Origin of the sequence: Pseudomonas sp. P129 (assembly GCF_020312195.1) — a bacterium.
Taxonomy (GTDB): Bacteria; Pseudomonadota; Gammaproteobacteria; order Pseudomonadales; family Pseudomonadaceae; genus Aquipseudomonas; species Aquipseudomonas fragariae.
The window spans coordinates 135,293-152,001 of sequence record NZ_JAGPYS010000002.1 but is presented as its reverse complement, the minus strand read 5'-3'; the positions used below and the strand labels follow the sequence as shown (position 1 = coordinate 152,001).

At 59.6% G+C, this 16,709-nt stretch carries 16 protein-coding genes and 4 pseudogenes; 10 read left to right on the top strand and 10 right to left on the bottom strand.

Annotation, left to right across the window (positions count from 1 at the left end; all coding sequences use genetic code 11):
- Nucleotides 1–10 precede the first annotated feature (10 nt).
- From KBY02_RS06470 to KBY02_RS06455, 5 genes and pseudogenes are all read right to left on the bottom strand, one after another.
- Nucleotides 11–1,063, bottom strand: a complete 1,053-nt coding sequence (locus tag KBY02_RS06470; RefSeq protein ID WP_024641763.1) for a LacI family DNA-binding transcriptional regulator — start codon at nucleotides 1,061–1,063, stop codon at nucleotides 11–13.
- A 227-nt stretch (nucleotides 1,064–1,290) separates the two neighbouring features.
- Entirely contained in the window at nucleotides 1,291–1,662 is a 372-nt protein-coding gene (locus tag KBY02_RS26400; protein WP_328585991.1) for an MFS transporter, read from the bottom strand.
- An 18-nt stretch (nucleotides 1,663–1,680) separates the two neighbouring features.
- Nucleotides 1,681–2,556, bottom strand: a pseudogene (locus KBY02_RS06465) (MFS transporter); the annotation flags it as partial.
- Between the two features lie 179 nt (nucleotides 2,557–2,735).
- On the bottom strand, nucleotides 2,736–3,896 hold the full coding sequence (locus tag KBY02_RS06460) for an L-talarate/galactarate dehydratase (protein WP_024641764.1): 1,161 nt from the start codon (nucleotides 3,894–3,896) through the stop codon (nucleotides 2,736–2,738).
- A gap of 40 nt (nucleotides 3,897–3,936) precedes the next feature.
- Nucleotides 3,937–5,253 carry an MFS transporter gene (locus tag KBY02_RS06455; RefSeq protein ID WP_046236274.1) on the bottom strand — a complete coding sequence of 439 codons (1,317 nt, stop codon included), beginning with the start codon at nucleotides 5,251–5,253 and terminating at the stop codon, nucleotides 3,937–3,939.
- Between the two features lie 371 nt (nucleotides 5,254–5,624).
- Between KBY02_RS06455 and leuC the strand changes: the two genes are divergently transcribed.
- Both leuC and leuD read left to right on the top strand, forming a co-directional pair.
- Nucleotides 5,625–7,046, top strand: a complete 1,422-nt coding sequence (leuC, locus tag KBY02_RS06450) for a 3-isopropylmalate dehydratase large subunit (protein ID WP_024641766.1) — start codon at nucleotides 5,625–5,627, stop codon at nucleotides 7,044–7,046.
- A complete protein-coding gene (gene leuD / locus KBY02_RS06445; RefSeq protein ID WP_024641767.1) occupies nucleotides 7,043–7,657 on the top strand; it encodes a 3-isopropylmalate dehydratase small subunit in 615 nt (204 codons plus the stop codon). The genes leuC and leuD overlap by 4 nt, the downstream gene beginning before the upstream one ends.
- Nucleotides 7,658–7,730: 73 nt before the next feature.
- Here the strand turns inward: leuD and KBY02_RS06440 are convergent.
- Nucleotides 7,731–7,931, bottom strand: a pseudogene (locus tag KBY02_RS06440) (LysR substrate-binding domain-containing protein); the annotation flags it as partial.
- A gap of 65 nt (nucleotides 7,932–7,996) precedes the next feature.
- On the opposite strand from KBY02_RS06440, the gene KBY02_RS06435 reads away from it, so the two are divergent.
- Both KBY02_RS06435 and KBY02_RS26395 read left to right on the top strand, forming a co-directional pair.
- A complete protein-coding gene (locus tag KBY02_RS06435; RefSeq protein ID WP_011266541.1) occupies nucleotides 7,997–8,296 on the top strand; it encodes an IS3 family transposase in 300 nt (99 codons plus the stop codon).
- A 59-nt stretch (nucleotides 8,297–8,355) separates the two neighbouring features.
- A complete protein-coding gene (locus KBY02_RS26395; RefSeq protein WP_225650235.1) occupies nucleotides 8,356–8,757 on the top strand; it encodes an IS3 family transposase in 402 nt (133 codons plus the stop codon).
- Here the strand turns inward: KBY02_RS26395 and KBY02_RS06425 are convergent.
- Both KBY02_RS06425 and KBY02_RS06415 read right to left on the bottom strand, forming a co-directional pair.
- On the bottom strand, nucleotides 8,650–9,465 hold the full coding sequence (locus tag KBY02_RS06425; RefSeq protein ID WP_374954518.1) for a LysR substrate-binding domain-containing protein: 816 nt from the start codon (nucleotides 9,463–9,465) through the stop codon (nucleotides 8,650–8,652). The genes KBY02_RS26395 and KBY02_RS06425 overlap by 108 nt on opposite strands.
- A gap of 102 nt (nucleotides 9,466–9,567) precedes the next feature.
- Nucleotides 9,568–10,453: pseudogene (locus KBY02_RS06415) on the bottom strand (alpha/beta fold hydrolase).
- A gap of 202 nt (nucleotides 10,454–10,655) precedes the next feature.
- Here KBY02_RS06415 and KBY02_RS06410 point away from each other — a divergent pair.
- From KBY02_RS06410 to KBY02_RS06400, 3 genes are read left to right on the top strand one after another with little or no spacing between them, the layout of a single operon-like run.
- On the top strand, nucleotides 10,656–11,084 hold the full coding sequence (locus KBY02_RS06410) for a MarR family winged helix-turn-helix transcriptional regulator (RefSeq protein ID WP_024642061.1): 429 nt from the start codon (nucleotides 10,656–10,658) through the stop codon (nucleotides 11,082–11,084).
- A 50-nt stretch (nucleotides 11,085–11,134) separates the two neighbouring features.
- Nucleotides 11,135–12,391, top strand: coding sequence for a M20 family metallopeptidase (locus KBY02_RS06405; RefSeq protein ID WP_024660460.1), 1,257 nt, complete (start codon nucleotides 11,135–11,137; stop codon nucleotides 12,389–12,391).
- Nucleotides 12,357–13,007 carry a trimeric intracellular cation channel family protein gene (locus KBY02_RS06400; protein WP_225650032.1) on the top strand — a complete coding sequence of 217 codons (651 nt, stop codon included), beginning with the start codon at nucleotides 12,357–12,359 and terminating at the stop codon, nucleotides 13,005–13,007. The genes KBY02_RS06405 and KBY02_RS06400 overlap by 35 nt, the downstream gene beginning before the upstream one ends.
- A 22-nt stretch (nucleotides 13,008–13,029) precedes the next feature.
- On the opposite strand, the gene KBY02_RS06395 is transcribed toward KBY02_RS06400, so the two are convergent.
- The gene (locus KBY02_RS06395; RefSeq protein ID WP_024642059.1) at nucleotides 13,030–13,926 is read right to left on the bottom strand and encodes a LysR family transcriptional regulator; all 897 of its coding nucleotides are present in this window, start codon (nucleotides 13,924–13,926) and stop codon (nucleotides 13,030–13,032) included.
- 107 nt (nucleotides 13,927–14,033) lie between these two features.
- Between KBY02_RS06395 and KBY02_RS06390 the strand changes: the two genes are divergently transcribed.
- From KBY02_RS06390 to grxB, 3 genes and pseudogenes are all read left to right on the top strand, one after another.
- Nucleotides 14,034–14,648: a nitroreductase family protein gene (locus KBY02_RS06390; RefSeq protein ID WP_024642058.1), complete on the top strand. Its 615-nt coding sequence runs from the start codon at nucleotides 14,034–14,036 to the stop codon at nucleotides 14,646–14,648.
- Between the two features lie 21 nt (nucleotides 14,649–14,669).
- Nucleotides 14,670–14,975, top strand: coding sequence for a putative quinol monooxygenase (locus KBY02_RS06385; RefSeq protein ID WP_024642057.1), 306 nt, complete (start codon nucleotides 14,670–14,672; stop codon nucleotides 14,973–14,975).
- Between the two features lie 71 nt (nucleotides 14,976–15,046).
- Nucleotides 15,047–15,732 (top strand): annotated as a pseudogene (gene grxB / locus KBY02_RS26390) (glutaredoxin 2).
- A gap of 48 nt (nucleotides 15,733–15,780) precedes the next feature.
- On the opposite strand, the gene KBY02_RS06375 reads toward grxB, so the two are convergent.
- Nucleotides 15,781–16,647 (bottom strand): transporter, encoded by an 867-nt coding sequence (locus KBY02_RS06375; RefSeq protein ID WP_046236259.1) that lies wholly within the window; start codon nucleotides 16,645–16,647, stop codon nucleotides 15,781–15,783.
- Nucleotides 16,648–16,709: the final 62 nt, after the last annotated feature.

Below are 16,709 nucleotides of genomic sequence, written 5' to 3'. Positions count from 1 at the left end.
AGCAACCGCATCAAGTACTAGCGCGATCAATCAAAGCAAAACCGGTATCAACACGGATGCGCGTGCTGGGGGATGTGTGGTCTTGAAACCGGTCAAGCAAGGCTTGGGCTACTTGCAACCCGATGCGACTGCCGTTGACGCTGACCGTCGACAACGCCGGATACACCTGAGCTGCGCTGCTCAGATCGCCAAACCCCATGACCGCCAGGCCCTTGGGGACCTGAAGACCACGACTCGCCGCCTCGGCCAGCACCCCCTGCGCGACTGTGTCCGAACTGCACACGACCACGTCAGTATCGATGCCCCGTTCGAGCAGTCCAGCCAGCCCTTCCCGTCCCACTTGCAACGTCGCCGGAGGCGCGAGCAATTGCATGGGTACATCGGCGATGCCGTGCCTTTTGAGTTCGGCGATCAGGCTATTGCACCGCCGCAGACCCCGGGGGTCGCTGATCGCCACGACGGAGAAGCGCCTGTAGCCTTTTCGCAGTAAATGCCGAGCCGTTTCTTCCCCGACCCGTTCATGGGAGAAACCCACCAGCATGTCGATAGGGTCTTCACTCAAGTCCCATGCTTCCACGACCGGAATACCCGCCTGCGCCAGTCGGGTACGACTGGACGCAGTGTGTAATGTACCGGTCAGCACGATGCCGTCCGGCCGACGCCCCAATACCGCTTCCAGGAGCTTTTCTTCCTGCTCGGCGTCGTACCCGGTAAGCCCGAGAAGAGTCTGATAACCGGCTTGAGTCAGCCGATCCATCAGGGCTTGAACGGTGTCGGCAAAAATACTGTTGGCGATAGTGGGCAAAAAGATCGCGACCAGACGGCTTTTGTTGCTCGCCAGCCCGCCCGCCAGCATGTTGGGCACATACCCGGTTTTTCGCACGGCTTCGCGCACTTTTTCGCGGGTGTCCTCGCTCACCAGATCAGGTCGGTGCAATGCCCGTGAAACGGTCATGGGCGACACCCCCGCCACTTTGGCAACATCGATCAACGTGAGACTGGAAGGCTTTCTCGGCACGGACGACAGTTCCTGCTGGGCAGGCCCGCCTGATTTTTTGGGCATGAAGGATTCCGGATTCAACACTGGGGGCTGGCTCAGCTCTGAGACACGCTGTGTCGAAGGGAATTTAACAAAGCTTGGGACCACAAGCACCCAGTTAAATATTCGCTCGCTCGCTCGAGCGGGAAATGAAGCCGGAATGTCGAGCACCGTGATTGCCCGATGCAGCGCTGCGCCAGGCGACTCGGTGGGCAACGCGCGTGGGAACAGTATGCCCCACGCGCGTTGAACTAGCGCGGCTGCAACTCCAGACGTCGCAGGCTGCCCATGCTGAGGAACGCCAGCGCGCCAACCAGCGCATGCGCCGCCACGACGTACATGGCGCCTTCGAACGAGCCGGTGGACTGCACGATGTAGCCGATCACAATCGGCGTAAATATCCCCGATAGATTGCCGAACATGTTGAACAGACCGCCCGCCATGCCGGTGATTTGCTTGGGCGAGGTGTCTGATACCAGAGTCCAGTCCACCGCTACCACGCCCTTGCCGAAGATCGCGAGGGACATGAGGATCGTCACCACCCACATCGATTCTGTGAAATTGCAGAACACCAGAGTGGCGCCCATGGTCATGCCGCACACCAGCGGAATCTTGCGTGCCACGGAGAGAGAAAAGCCCTTGCGCAGGAGAAAGTCACACACTGCCCCGCCGCACAATGCACCGAGCAAACCACAAATTCCCGGGATCGCCGCAATAGCGCCTGCCTCCATGATGTTGAGCCCGCGGCCCTTGACCAGGTACACCGGAAACCAGGTCAGGAAGATGTACTGCAGTGAGGTATCGCAATACTTGCCCAGATAAATCGACCACATCATCGGACTTTTCAGCAGCACTTTCAGGTCCGAAAACGCGGCACGAAATCACCTTTTGTCTTGGGTTTGTCCATGTCCACTTGAGCATCGCCGTCACAAAGATGCGCAAGCTCTGCACTGTTGACCCGCGGATGCTCCGTCGGTGGCTTGACCAAGTTTGAACCAGACCAGACTGACGATGATGCCCAGCCCACCCATGAACCAGTACACGTGTTCCCAGCCATACCGATGCGCGACGATGCCCATCGCTGGCGCGAGCAGGACCACTGACATGTACATCGAGGAGTTGAAGATCTCCGTCGCCAGCCCGCGCTCCTGCAGCGGAAACCAGGCGGCGACAATCCGGCTATTGGCGGGATACACCGGCGCCTCGATCAGGCCAAGCAAAAACCGCAGCACGAACAAAGTGCCGATCGCCATGGGAACCGATAAAAAGCCGATCATGCCTTGGGCCACCGTGATGGTGGACCAGAGAAACAGGGACACGCCATAGACCCGCACCGAACCAAACTTGTCGAGCAACCAGCCGCCCGGTAATTGCCCGAGCACATACGCCCAGGCAAATGCGGAAAACATGTAGCCCAACGTGACCGAATTAATCCCCAGCACTTCGGTCAGCGCAGAGCCGGTGATGGACAACGTGGCGCCATCCCCCACGTTGATGGCGGTAACGATGAACAGCATTGCCAGAATCTAATAGCGCACCCGGCTGCGCACCACGGTGGCGACAGCCGGACTGGCTGCGCTTGCAGCGTTGACGTGTTCCACATGAAAGTCCTCGTTTTATTCTTATAGATCGGCTGGCAAGGGCGCCGCGTTCGCAGGCGCTCTCGCTCATGTACGCAAGGATTGAACCGCTGCAATCAGGGGCGCGAACCTGCCTCGGCGACCTGTGCGGTCCACGCTCTGGTTTGCTCGCTCAACGACAGCCCGAGGCCCGGGCGGGTTGGCACCAGCATGCGTCCGTCGCGGGTTTCCAGGCGCTCGTTGAACAACGGCTCCAGCCATTCGAAATGCTCAACCCACGGCTCTGTCGGGAACGCGGCGGCCAGGTGAACGTGCAACTCCATGGCAAAATGCGGCGCCAGCATGACCCCGGCCTGCTCGGCCATGGCCGCGACTTGCAGGTACGGCGTGATGCCACCCACGCGTGGAGCGTCCGGCATCAGAAAGTCGGCGCCGCGCTTATTGATGAATTCAGCGTGTTCCGCAACGCTGGTGAGCATCTCGCCTGTCGCGATCGGTGTATCAAACTGTTGAGCCAGCGCGGCGTGTCCTTCGGCGTCGTAGCAATCGAGCGGCTCCTCTATCCAGATCAGGTTGAACTCCTCGAAGCGCCGGCACATGCGCTGCGCGGTAGGGCGATCCCACTGCTGATTGGCGTCAACCATCAACGGGAAGTCATCACCCAGATGTTTGCGCACGGTCGCGACGCGGTGCAGATCGAGCGCCCAATCGGGCTGACCCACTTTCAGCTTGATGCCGCCGATGCCCTTCTCGCGGGACATATCGGTGTTGTGCAGCAACTGCTCCAGGGGCGTGTGCAGGAAGCCGCCTGATGTGTTGTAGCAGCGCACCGAATCCCGATGAGCGCCAAGCAAGCGGGCCAGCGACAAGTTGGCGCGTTTGGCTTTCAGGTCCCACAACGCAACGTCGAAGGCACCGATGGCCTGAGTCGACAGACCGCTGCGCCCCACCGACGCCCCTGCCCAGCACAATTTGGTCCACAGCTTGGCGATGTCGCTGGGGTTTTCGTCGATCAACGCAGGCGCAATCTCTTTGGCATGGGCAAACTGGCCCGGGCCTCCGGCACGTTTGGAATAACTGAAGCCCAGGCCACGATGGCCGTCCCGGGTTTCGATCTCGGCCACCAGAATGGCGATTTCAGTCATCGGCTTCTGCCGGCCGGTCAGCACCTTGGCGTCGCTGATCGGGTTGGCCAGAGGCAGAAACACCGACGACACTTTTACCCAGGCAATCTGGTCATCGTCGGAAGACATGGTGCTTTGTTGTTCTACGGGCATGGTGCGCTCCTTGGTCTTGAAGAGAGGTCTGGTGAGGTATTCAGGCGCGAGAATTCGCGAGATCGGGTTTTGCGGGGCCGTCGACAATCGGTGCTACCGCGTGGTCGTCCAAGTCGTCGATTTCCAGTCTTTTTAACGGCCCGACGATGACGAGGTACGCGAACGCCCCGAGCAGGCCCATCGCTGCAACATAAACAAGGGCCGAATCAAACGATCCCATCTGGTTGACCAGTACGCCGATGGCGACGGGGGTCACGATGCTGGCGATGTTGCCGCAGAAGTTGAACATCGCGCCGCTGATGCCCATAGCGCGTTTGGGCGAGACATCTCCGACGATGCACCAACCGAGATTGCCGACGCCCTTGGCAAAAAACGCCAGCGACATCACCGCGATGACCAGCGCGACAGACTGGGTGTAGTTGGCAATGACGATGCTGCTGGACAGCAGCAGCCCGGAGATGATCGGGGTCTTGCGTGCCGCCGTGAGGCTGAAGCCCCTCTTCAGCATCCAGTCCGACCAGACGCCACCGATCATGCCGCCCAGGCAGCCGGCGATCGGCGGGATGGCGGCGACCAGGCCTACTTTGAGCATGGTCATGCCTTTGGCTTCAATCAGATAGGTCGGGAACCAGGTCAGGAAGAACCAGGTGATTGACGTCAGGCAGAACTGGCCCAGATACACGCCCAGCATCATCCGGTTGCCGCCGATCGCGCGAACGCGCTTCCAGCTGAAAGGGGTCTTCACGTCCCCCATGTTGGGTAACCCGCCGCCCGCCTCGATGTAGTCGATCTCCGCCTGGTTGGCGCGCTTGTCCCGGCGGGGCTCACGGACCATCTTGAACCAGAGCAGACCAATCAGGATCCCTGCCCCGCCTGTCCAGAAAAACACATGCTGCCAGCCGAAGCTGTTGAGGAGCAGGACCATCAACGGCGTGAAAACGGCGAGGGCGAAATATTGCGCAGACTGGAACACAGCCGTCGCCAGGCCCCGTTCATGGCGCGGAAACCACATGACGGTCAGGCGATTGTTGGCCGGAAACGCCGGGGATTCAGCGACACCCATCAGGAAGCGCAGCACGAACAGCACCAGGAACGCCGAGCTGAACATGTCGACGTAGCCCTGCAGATAGGTCAGCGCCGACCAGACAATCAGGCTCAGCCCGAGCACCGCGCGGGAGCCATACCGGTCGAGAATGATGCCGCCGGGGATCTGCATGCTGGTGTAGGCCCAGCCGAAGGCGGAGAAGGCAATGCCCATGGTCACCGCGTCGAAACCCAGATCCGCACGCATTGCGGGGGCGGCAATCGACAAGGTGGCACGGTCAACGTAGTTGAACACCGTCACGATGAAAATCATCACGAGGATGAGGTAGCGGACTTTCGTCCTCACTTCAGGGTCGGTCGGGATCACTTTTATTTTCCTTATTGTGATGTGTCGTACGCGGCTCGGCGGACCTTTCACGGGACGTCGGCGGCGTAATGATTGCGCAATCATGTCCAGCTAAAAAAAGGGAGCGCTCCTCGCGGCTCACGTCCCGATGGTGAAAATACTATACTGATTGCGCAATCATTCAACTGGCCGCTCATCTCTTTTGCGGATCCAGGAGGTCTCGTCAGTCACACACGCATCGTAGATCCATGGATTCCGAAGCGGCTCTTGATGGTATTACCCCGGTCCCTATCCTGTTGGAAGTGTCCCCGCGAGTGTCCCCCATCCGAGAGTTCATTATGAGCAGCCCCAAAACCCTCTACCAAAAGCACATTGATGCGCACACGGTGTGCTCGCTGGACGACCAGGGTCATGTCCTGTTGTACATCGATCGTCAGGTCATCAACGAATACACCAGCCCGCAGGCGTTCAGCGGCTTGCGCGAAGCCGGGCGAAAGGTATGGCGTCCCGGGGCGGCGCTGGCGGTGGTCGATCACGTCAACCGGACCGCTCCTGAACGGACCGCCGTCATGCCCGATGCGGGTGGTGCGCGGCAAGTTTCTTATCTGGCCGAGAACTGTCAGGACTTCGGGATCGAGCTGTTGGACATTCTTGATAAGCGCCAGGGTATCGAGCACGTCGTCGCCCCCGAACAGGGGTTCATTCTCCCCGGGATGGTCATTGCCGCAGGCGACAGCCACACCACTACTTACGGTGCACTGGGTGCCTTCGGCTTCGGCATCGGCACCTCTGAAATAGAGCATCTGCTGGCTTCGCAGACACTCGTCTACAAACGCTTGAAAACCATGCGAATCAGCGTCGTGGGTGCCTTGTCGCCTGGCATGACATCCAAGGACGTCATCATGGCCCTGATCGGTCAGATCGGCGCGTCCGGTGCCACGGGTTTTGCCATCGAGTTTGCCGGAGCGACCATCGATGCCCTGAGCGTCGAGGCGCGAATGACCATTTGCAACATGGCCGTCGAAGCCGGCGCTCGTGGCGCATTCATGGCACCTGACCAGAAAGTCTTCGACTACCTGGAAGGCAGGCCGCGCGCACCCAAAGGCGAGCAATGGCAGCGTGCGGTCGAACGATGGCGCCACTTGCGGAGCGACCCGGGCGCCGTGTTCGACCATGAGGTGACGCTCGACGTCAGTACCCTCCTCCCGATGCTCACATGGGGCATAAGTCCCGATCAGGTGGCTGCCATTGATGCCCGGGTTCCGGACCCGCAGCAGGTCAGTGATCTCATCCTGCGCGCGGACATGCAGCGCGCCCTGACCTACATGGGCCTTAAGCCCGGCGAGCCTTTGGATGAAATCGTCATCAGCCACGCGTTTATCGGCTCCTGCACCAATGCCCGTATCGAAGACCTGCGCGATGCAGCCAGTGTGATTCGCGGCAGGCAAGTGGCAACGCACGTGCGCGCCATGGTCGTGCCGGGCTCCACCGCCGTTCGCGACCAGGCTGAAGCTGAGGGCCTGGCAGCCATTTTTCGGGACGCCGGCTTCGAGTGGCGCCAATCGGGCTGTTCCATGTGCCTGGCCATGAACGATGATGTACTCGCCCCGGGAGACCGCTGTGCATCGAGTACCAATCGCAATTTCGAAGGCCGTCAGGGTGCCGGTGCACGCACCCACTTGATGAGCCCGGCAATGGTGGCAGCCGCTGCAATCAGCGGGCATCTGACGGATGTTCGGCCATCAGGGGAACGCGTATGAGCATGAATCCCTTCACCTGCGTGACCGGCACCGCTGCGCCGATGCTGGCGGCCAATATCGACACCGACGTGATCATGCCCAAGCAATTCCTCAAGGGGATTGACCGCAGCGGGCTGGAGCACGGGCTGTTTCACGACGTGCGCTTTTTGCCGTCAGGGCAGCCAGACCCTGCATTCGTGCTCAATAAACCCGCCTGGCAGCGTGCGCGCTTCATGGTGGTCGGTCCGAACTTCGGCTGCGGTTCCAGTCGGGAGTATGCCGTCTGGGGCCTCAGGCAGAGAGGCATTCGCGCGCTGATTGGCACGAGCTTCGCCGGCATCTTTTACGACAACTGCCAGCGTAACGGTGTGCTGTTGATCAGCCTTGAGGCCGCTACGGTGCAACGCATCGGCGAGATCGTTGCGCAGCCGGAGACGTCCGGGATCACCATCGACCTGAACCAACAAACAATTCTCCTGCACGGGGATGAAGTGGTTCACTTCCAGATCGACACCTTGCGCAAAACCGCGCTGTTGCTTGGGCTGGATGCCATTGGCAGCAACCTGCAGCGCAGCGAGCAGATACAGGCATTTGAACGCGAGCATCTGGCCGCAAATCCGTGGTTGTCGTGATGGAAGGGCTATCTCGATAACCGCACGGTCAGGCGCACAATCCCGTGCGCCCTGCCCTGTCCAGAATCGACGTTCAGATCGACAGCTGCGCGAAGTGCGCTTGGAGAAACTCGACGCATGCCCTCAGCTTTCCCGAGTGAGCAAGCCGCGTGGGATAGACCGCCCACACGTTGGCGCTTTGCCCGTAATCGTGCAGCACCTGAATCAGCCGGCCCTGATCGAGGAACGGTTTGACATCCCACATCGAACGCAGCAACACCCCTCGCCCATTGATGTGGCCTAATCATTCCGGACACACCCAAAGGAGCGGTACCCTACCGCTCAACGATGAGGTGTCCGATGTCAAAACGTCAGTTTCCAACCGAGTTCAGACTTGAGGCTGCCCGCCTTGTTCTTGATGCCAATTATTCAACCGCTCAGGCCTGCGAGGCTATGGGTGTCGGGGCAACAGCACTGCGTCGCTGGGTTGAGCAGTTAAGGCAGGAGCGCGGGGGAGTAACGCCTGAAACGGCTAATGCCATGACCGCTGAACAACAACAGATTCAAGCTCTGCATGCCAAAATTCGCAAGCTTGAAATCGAGAAGGAAATCCTAAAAAAGGCTACCGCTCTCTTGATGTCCGATTCCCTCGATCGGTGACTCTGATCGAGAAATTGAGTGAGCGCTTTACTGTGACTGACTTGTGCCGTGTGTTTGGAATGAACCGCGGCCGGTATTACGACTATCTGAAGCAGCGAGATCGAGTTGATCCCGACAGAGAGCGGCTCAAGTTCGAGGCGATTCAATTACACACTCAAAGTCGCCGATCAATGGGAGCTCGCAGTTTGTCAGCGGCCTTGAAAGCCCGGGGTGAGCAGGTTGGCAGGTTTTTGGCTGGTCGTCTGATGGCCGAGGCGGGTTTGCAAAGCTGTCAGCGTCGACCAAGGCCTTATCGGCATAGCGTCGTGCAATCCCGATTTGCCGAGAATTTGTTGGACCGCCAATTTGAAGTATCAGCCCCCAACCAGGTCAGGCTGCACAGCTACAACGAATACCGCACGCCAGTGGATCAGGAAAAAAATGGCGGCGTAGCTTCTATAACTGTGTCCGGAATCAGTTGACCAGATCACATGCAACGCCCACTGCAACACGATCTCGCCGCTGTTGGATGACAAGGGGCCGCCGACCCGCACGCTTTCCTGCGAGCTGTCACGCTCCAGCACCCAGACCCCGAAGGCGTTATCGCGCTCCTTGAGGACGAGGCATTCATGCTGCTCAAGATCACACAGCTGCGCAGGCGTTCCGCGACGCTCGAGGTAGTCGGGCGCCGCGCACAAAATACGTCGGTTGCTAACCAACTGACGTCCGATGTGCTGGCCGGGAATGTCGTCACCCACGCGGATTTCCAGATCGAAGCCTTCGTTGACGATATCTACCACCCGGTCGAACAGGTCCAGGCGGATTTCCAGCTCCGGGTAGCGGTCGGCCAGCAACGCCAGCGCGGGTGCCACGTAATTGCGGCCAAAGCCGAACGTGCTGCAGATATGCAACCGGCCACGGGGGTTGTCATGGGCGTCGACCAGATCGTCAGACAGATGCTGAAAGTCTCCCAGGATGCGCGCCGCCCAGTCCTTTACGCGCTCGCCATCGTCGGTCAACGTGATACGGCCACTGGTGCGGTGCAGCAAACGGGTCGCCAGGGTTTTTTCGAGGATCTGAATACGTTTGCTGACGTATGCCGCCGACACGCCAAGCTCATCGGCGGCCGCTGCAAAACCGGCCTTGCGGATCACGGCGAGGAATACCCGCAGGTCTTCGGGGAGGGGCATGGAGCCTTTCTTGTCGATCATCAAAATGGCATGCGTGGCGGTGGGAACCGCGAGGATAACATCGCATCAACGGGCGGTTGCTGCGCCACTTATGGAGCTTGGCTAGACGCGTTCAGCAAAAAACCCAAGCACCTCTTCCAGCAGTAGCTCCGGCACTTCTTCAGCGATGTAATGACCTGAAGGCAACGCCTTGCCGCGTACATCGGTGGCTACTTGCTGCCATTCCTTGAGCGGATCGAAACAGCGCCCGACGGTGCCTTCGGCGCCCCACAACCCCAACAATGGGAGCGTCAGCTGATTACCCGCAGCAATATCTGCACGATCGTGTTCCAGATCGATGCCGGCCGAGGCGCGGTAATCTTCGCAAATGCCCCGCGCGCTGCCGGGGATGTGCAGGCAGCGCAGGTACTCGGCAAACGCCTCTGCCGTGAACGGCTGCATGCCAGCGCTGCGGCTGCCCATCACACTGCGCAGAAAAGAGTTCGGGATTGGCCTCGATCAGGCTCTCCGGCAATGGCGCCGGGCGAATGGGGAAGAACCAGTGCCAGTAGGCGCGGGCAAAGGCTTCATCCGTTTGCGTGTACATCGTCAGGGTGGGCGCGATGTCGAGCAACACCATCTGCTTGACGGCATGTGGATGATCGAGGGCCAGACGATGGGCCACCCTCGCCCCCCGGTCATGGGCAAGCACGCTGAACTGCGCAAAGCCTAGGGACTTCATCAACTCGGCAGCGTCGAGCGCCATCTCACGCTTTGAATAATGCAAATGCTCAGCATCGGCAGCCGGCCTATCGCTGTCGCCGTAGCCACGCAAGTCAGCGGCGACCACGGTGAATTCCGTCGCCAGCTGCTCGGCGACCTTGTGCCAGATGACGTGGGTCTGAGGGTGGCCGTGCAACAGCAACAGCGCAGGGCCACTGCCGCTGATGCGATAGCTGATGGTGAGGCCATTGACCTGGCGTTGTTGTTTCTCGAAACCAGCGAACATGATTCGACTCCGTAAGGGCGCAGGCTGAATCCTGAGATCAACCGAAGCGCGCGGCAATAGGCCAAACGTAGAGGCAACGTTCGTGAAGTGTGTAGCACGGCAAGCGAACCATAGTTGTCCGCTGTCTGGATGACCGCCAGCAAAATATAGTTGAAACATTCAACTATATTGTTATGCTTCAGCAATCCAACTGGAGCCGTCCATGTATTCCGACTTTCTGAACTTCAAACTCGATATGGCGAGCGCCTTGCTGATGGAGCGCGCCAACGTCGTTTACCGCGATCATTGGGATCTGGATGTTCGTGGGCTGCGAGTGCTTCGCCTGATTCAGGCGTGCCCGGACATTACGCCCAAGGAAGTGTCGGCTCGCGCCATGCTTGAAAAGACCCTGCTGTCCAAAACCCTGGCGCTGCTGGAATCGCGTGCGCTGATTTCTCGCCATACCCACCCTGTCGATCGCCGAAGCGTCGGGCTGCGTTCCACTGCTCTGGGCGCCCAGATTGCCGAGGACTCCTCGATCGTGGGTGCCGACCTTGAAAAGCGCCTGATCGGCAGCCTTTCGCCACAGGAGCGTGAAACGCTGGACGCACTGCTTTCCAAGCTGGTGAACAGCCTCCTGCCACTATCATAACGCACTAAATCTACCCACATCTTTTGCCCTCTTTTTATAAGGAGTAACCCATGTCGTCCCTGAAAAAGTTGATTCCCGATCTCGATGCCCTGCTGCCGGAGCTTGAGGCTATCTACAAAGACCTGCATCGCCACCCGGAATTGTCGATGTGCGAGTACCGCACTGCGAAAATCGCCGGCGACTACCTGGAGCGCTATGGCTACGAGGTTACACGTGAAATCGGTGTGACCGGGGTGGTCGGCGTGATGCGCAACGGCGATGGTCCGGTAGTCATGCTGCGCGCGGACATGGACGCACTGCCCATGGCCGAAGCCACCGGTCTGCCCTACGCCGCCGATGTGGTCAGCCAAAACGAAGACGGCGTGGAGGTGCCCGTTTGCCACTCCTGTGGACATGACATGCACGTCACGTGGCTGATGGGCGCGGCGCGGGTACTCGCCGAGCACCGCGACACTTGGCAAGGCACACTGTTAGCCGTTTTCCAGCCCGGCGAAGAGGTGGGGGCCGGGGCACAGAACATGATCGATGACGGCATGCTCGAACGCTTCCCCAAACCCGACATCATTTTGGGCCAGCACGTGATGGTCGGGCCGGCCGGGACAGTCGGCCACCGCAGTGGCACCATCCTGTCGGCCGGTGACAGCTTTAAGATCAAGCTATTCGGCCAGGGCTCCCACGGCTCGCAGCCACAGACGTCGATTGATCCGGTCATCATGGCGGCATCCACCGTGCTGCGCCTGCAGACCATTGTCTCGCGAGAAATATCTCCGCTGGAGCACGCCGTGCTGACCGTAGGCTCGTTGCAGGCAGGCACCAAGGAAAACATCATCCCCGATGACGCCACCCTCAAGCTGAACATGCGCACCTACGATGAGGGCGTGCGCGAGCACATGCTGGGGGCAATCAAGCGCATTTGCTGCGCCGAATGCTCGGCCTCCAACGCGCCCCGCATGCCTGAATTCACCACGCTCAATCGCTACCCGTTGACCGTCAACGATGCCGAGGCGTCCGAGCGTCTGGCTTACGCATTCGGTGACTGGTTTGGCGAGCGCGCATTTGAAACCGCGCCCGCCGCGGCCAGCGAGGACTTCAGCGTTTTCGGCCGCACCTGGAAAGTGCCGTACGTTTTCTGGTTTGTCGGCTGTACGGACCCGGAGATCTACGCTCAAGCCAAGGCGCATAACCAGATCAACCGCATTCCAAGCAACCATTCGCCCAAATTTGCGCCGTTGCTGCACCCTACCTTGCGCACCGGTCTGGAAACCATGCTCTGTGCGTCATTCGCCTGGTTCGCAGGCACCGAGTAAACCCACGATGCACAGTGACTGGATCTACACACTGCTCGATTTGCTGGGGACGTTTGCGTTTGGCGTCAGCGGCGCAGTGGCGGCGCGTCAGCAGCGACTGGACCTGTTCGGTATCGCCACCATCACCTTCGTCGTCGCCTGCGGAGGGGGAATTGTCCGCGATCTGTGTCTGGGCACACTGCCGCCTGCGGGCCTGACGAACTGGCGCTACCTGGGGGTATCCCTGGTGGCTGCGGCCTGGGTGATATGGGCGGATCCGGCGGCGAATCGGCTAAGGTCACCGGTGCAACTCTTCGATGCCATCGGCCTGGGGCTATTCGCAGTAGCGGGAGCAAAAAAAGCCCTGGCCGTGGGTGCGGGGGCCGAGGTCGCCATTGCGTTGGGCGTGGTCAGCGCTGTGGGAGGTGGGGTGCTCAGGGATGTGTTGCTGTCCCGCGTGCCCACGATTTTGCAACGGGAGATCTACGCCTCTGCCGCGCTGGCAGGGGCCGCTGCCGAGGTTGCGCTCAGTCAACTGGTTGCAGGCTCGGCGTGGACGCCATGGTTCGCCGCCTCGGTTTGTATCGTGCTGCGTCTGGGGTCGTTGCGCTTTGGTTGGCGCTTTCCCGTCATCTGAAGTCCCGGGGCCGCTGAATGCGCTACGTTGCGTCTGCCGTACAAGCCTCCACCAGCCACGGGATTTTTCGGCGACAGTATTCAAGGTAAGTGCGCACCACGGCAGAAGGATGACGATGGGCAGGATAGAGAAGATTCAAGGGCGCTGACGGCAACGGACATTCCGATAGCAGCGGCACTAACAAGCCGCGTCCAATGGCGTCCTTTACGATGAAGGGCGGGAGTTCGGTAATCACCTCGCCGGCCAATACACTGTGCAGTAAATGCATGCTGTCGTTCGTCGACAGCACTGTGTTTGGCGCTACAGAGGTACCTGCAAATCGCCATGTTCTGTTGGTATTGGTGCCGAGGCTCCACGTCGCACAGGGAAAACGGCTTAGATCTTCCGGCGTCATCGGCCGGCCGTGGGTCGCGATAAACCGGGGGCTGGCGACCAGCACATGGCGATAATCGAGCAGATGCCGTGCGATCAGTGCTTCGTGTTCCACCTCCCCGACGCGAAGCGCCACGTCGATGCCGTCCTCGACCGGGTGAACACGACGCTCCGTCGACAGCAGATGAACGCGGATATCGGGATGCTCATTCTGAAAGTCAGTAACAAGCTGCCACCAGGGCGAGAATGAGGGCGGCACTGAAAGACGCAGCTTCCCCTGAACATGGGCTTGATCGCTCATGACGGCGTCTTCGCCTTCCTGGATCAGTTCCAGGCCGCGAGTGGCATGCTCAAACAGCCGTGTCCCCGCTTCGGTCAGCTTGACGCCTCTGGCAGAGCGCTCCAGCAACTGAACGTTCAGCGCCCGCTCCAGCGCGCGAATCCGTCGGCTTGCCGTGGGTAACGGCACGCCCAGACGGTCGGAGCCAGCCGTCATGCTGCCCGCCTGCACGACGCTGACAAGCATCTGCACCGCATTGAGATCCATACGTTTTCCCTCTCATTCATGAAACCCATGGTCTCATTGGCAGGCATTCTCTTTCAACAATGCAGCACATAGAGTGGTGCCTCGCTCAACCACGGCAAGGAACACTCATGGTCACTGTCACCCAGGCCCTCCAGTCGCGCTTCTCGGCTCACAGTTATGATCCCACTCACGTTTTATCGGAGCAGGACATCAGTGGCCTGATCGACCTGACACGCCATGCACCCTCCGCGTTTAATCTGCAGAACTGGCGCTTCATCGCCGTGCACACCCAGGCTTCGAAAGCGACATTACTGTCTCTGGCCTATAGCCAGGAAAAGGTAGTCGACGCCGCCGTAACATTTATCGTCTGCGGGACACTTGACCCGCACAAGACCATCGCCGGTTCGTTGCGCCCTTCCGTGGACGCAGGAATCCTGGACGAAGCGACGTTCAAAGGTTGGGTTGGGGCCGTAGAGGGGATGTACGCGGACAATCCTGGGATGCAACGCGATGAGGCGGTTCGGTCAGCCTCTCTGGCAGCCATGACGCTGATGATGGTCGCCACTGAAAAAGGTCTGGCGTCTACGCCAATGATCGGCTTTGACCAGGCAGGCGTCGCCGCGGCGTTCAATCTGGGGGACCGTGAAGTTCCCGTGATGCTGGTGACTGTGGGACGCGCAGGTGCCAATAACTGGCCTCAAAAACCACGCAGGGCAACACGCGACATCCTGTCGATCGTCTGATTCTTTTTAATGGAAAACCCAATGTCGTTATCTACCTTTGTCGTCATCGCCAAAATTGCATTGCATCCCGGTGCGCGCGCCGCGTGCCTGCGAGTGGCAGCAGCAGACGCCGAAGGCTCGCTGAGCCAGGAAACGGGCTGCGTGGCCTTCAATGTTCTCGTTCCTGAAGATGATGAGAGCTATGTGGTCTTCCATGAAATTTATGCAGACCGCGAGGCGTTCGACCTGCATCTGACTCAACCGCACTTCCACGCCTTCGAGCGCGACGCCGAACATTTGATGATCGGCAAACCCGACATCATCTTTTTTGCCGCTTATTCAAACTGAATCATTGCTGACGACTGCCTTCGAGCAGGTTGTCCGCCTGGTCCGGGCCTGCCTTGCGTCCCCATTGCCCAGTGCCTTTGTCGCGAGGCCCTATTGTCTGGAGTTCGAACACCGTGAAGCTGTACGTCTACGATCACTGCCCCTTCTGCGTGAAAGCGCGCACGATTTTCGGATTGAAGGACACCGCATTCGATCTCGTCATTCTCCTGAACGACGATGAGGCCACCCCAAAGCGGATGATCGGCAAGAAAATGGCCCCCATTCTGGAGCACGACGGGCGCTACATCGCCGAAAGCATGGACATTGTGGCCCATGTCGATGGCTTGTCCGGCGACCGGGTCCTGACCGGCGCCAGCAACCCGGCCCTGACAGACTGGAACAGCGAAGTGACCGGCCCGCTCTACTCCCTGGCTATTCCACGGTGGGCGAATGCCGGTTTCGAAGAGTTCTCCACACCGGCTGCACGCGCCTATTTCACGCGCAACAAAGAGGCCATGCTCGGCAGCTTCAAGGATCACTGGCGGCCAGCGCCAACTATATCGCGACGCTGAACCGTCATCTGCTGGCGCTGGAGCCAATCATCCAGTCGCCGGACGCAGTGAATGGCGAGCTGTCGGAAGATGACGTCCATCTGTTTGCGACCTTGCGCAGCATGTCCATCGTACGCGGTATCGTGTATCCGCCCGCTGTCCAGGCTTACCGCTTGCGCATGGCCGAACGTACCGGCATCGACCTCCACGATCACATCGCCATTTAATAGCGGTCCGTCCGGCGATCAAGGTTCGACAGTCAGTTCGGGGTTTCCTCAAAGTGGCACGGTAAGTTTGATCCAGTACGCTTCGCCTTCGGGACGGTTGCGAACGTCACTTTCCTTTTGCCACTTTGCGGTGACGGACCATTCGGATGAACCGCTGTATTTAACTGCCGGACCTATCGCAAAGGCTCGGCCTTTATTGTTTTCCACACGGTCGTCGTCTTGGCGATCATCGGTTGTCTGGCGATAGATGTAGCCACCGACGCCCAGTACCCAGCCATGGCCGACGCCCCAGCCTAGGGAATAGTCTGCGTGCAGTTCCTGGCCCGATCGATAGTCGGTGTCTGAGTTACGCAAGTTGAAGTCGTACATCATCTTGATGTCGGCATTGAGCCCTGCGGGGTCTACGTAAGAGAACGCCGCGATGGGTTCGAATGCCCAGTAATTGCGCCCGATATTGGCAAGGTCCCCACGATCATATCGTCCTGTTGGGGCGAAAATATCCAGCGCGTAGAGCGCGTGGAATTTATCGCTGTAGTGATAGCCCAGAGCAGGGCCGAAGATGACATCGCCGAGGCCCTTCTTGCTTTGATGCTGGCCGTTGACGTCGACCCGCAGGTCAACCAGCGGAACGTTGACGTGAAAGGCCAGGGCACCGTCGAGCACCTTTTGCTCCGTCACCCAGATCAGCCTTGGCGCGATGACGTCTGCGCTCAGATGAAAATCGTCGACCGCCTCGCCGCCCCGATTGTCACGCAGCTCATTTGCCCGATAACTTTCGACGAATATCTGACCGTACAGACCCGGTGGCGGCATGGCCCCGGTCATATAATTTTCCGCCCCCATGGGGTAGGAGGATCCCCCGCCCTCCGTCGCCTGGGCGCCTGGCTGCACAAGCATCAGCGCTGATCCCACCATCGGATAATTAACATGTTGGATAAGGCGTGCCGGTTCGTACGATTTATTATTATTCATTGTTC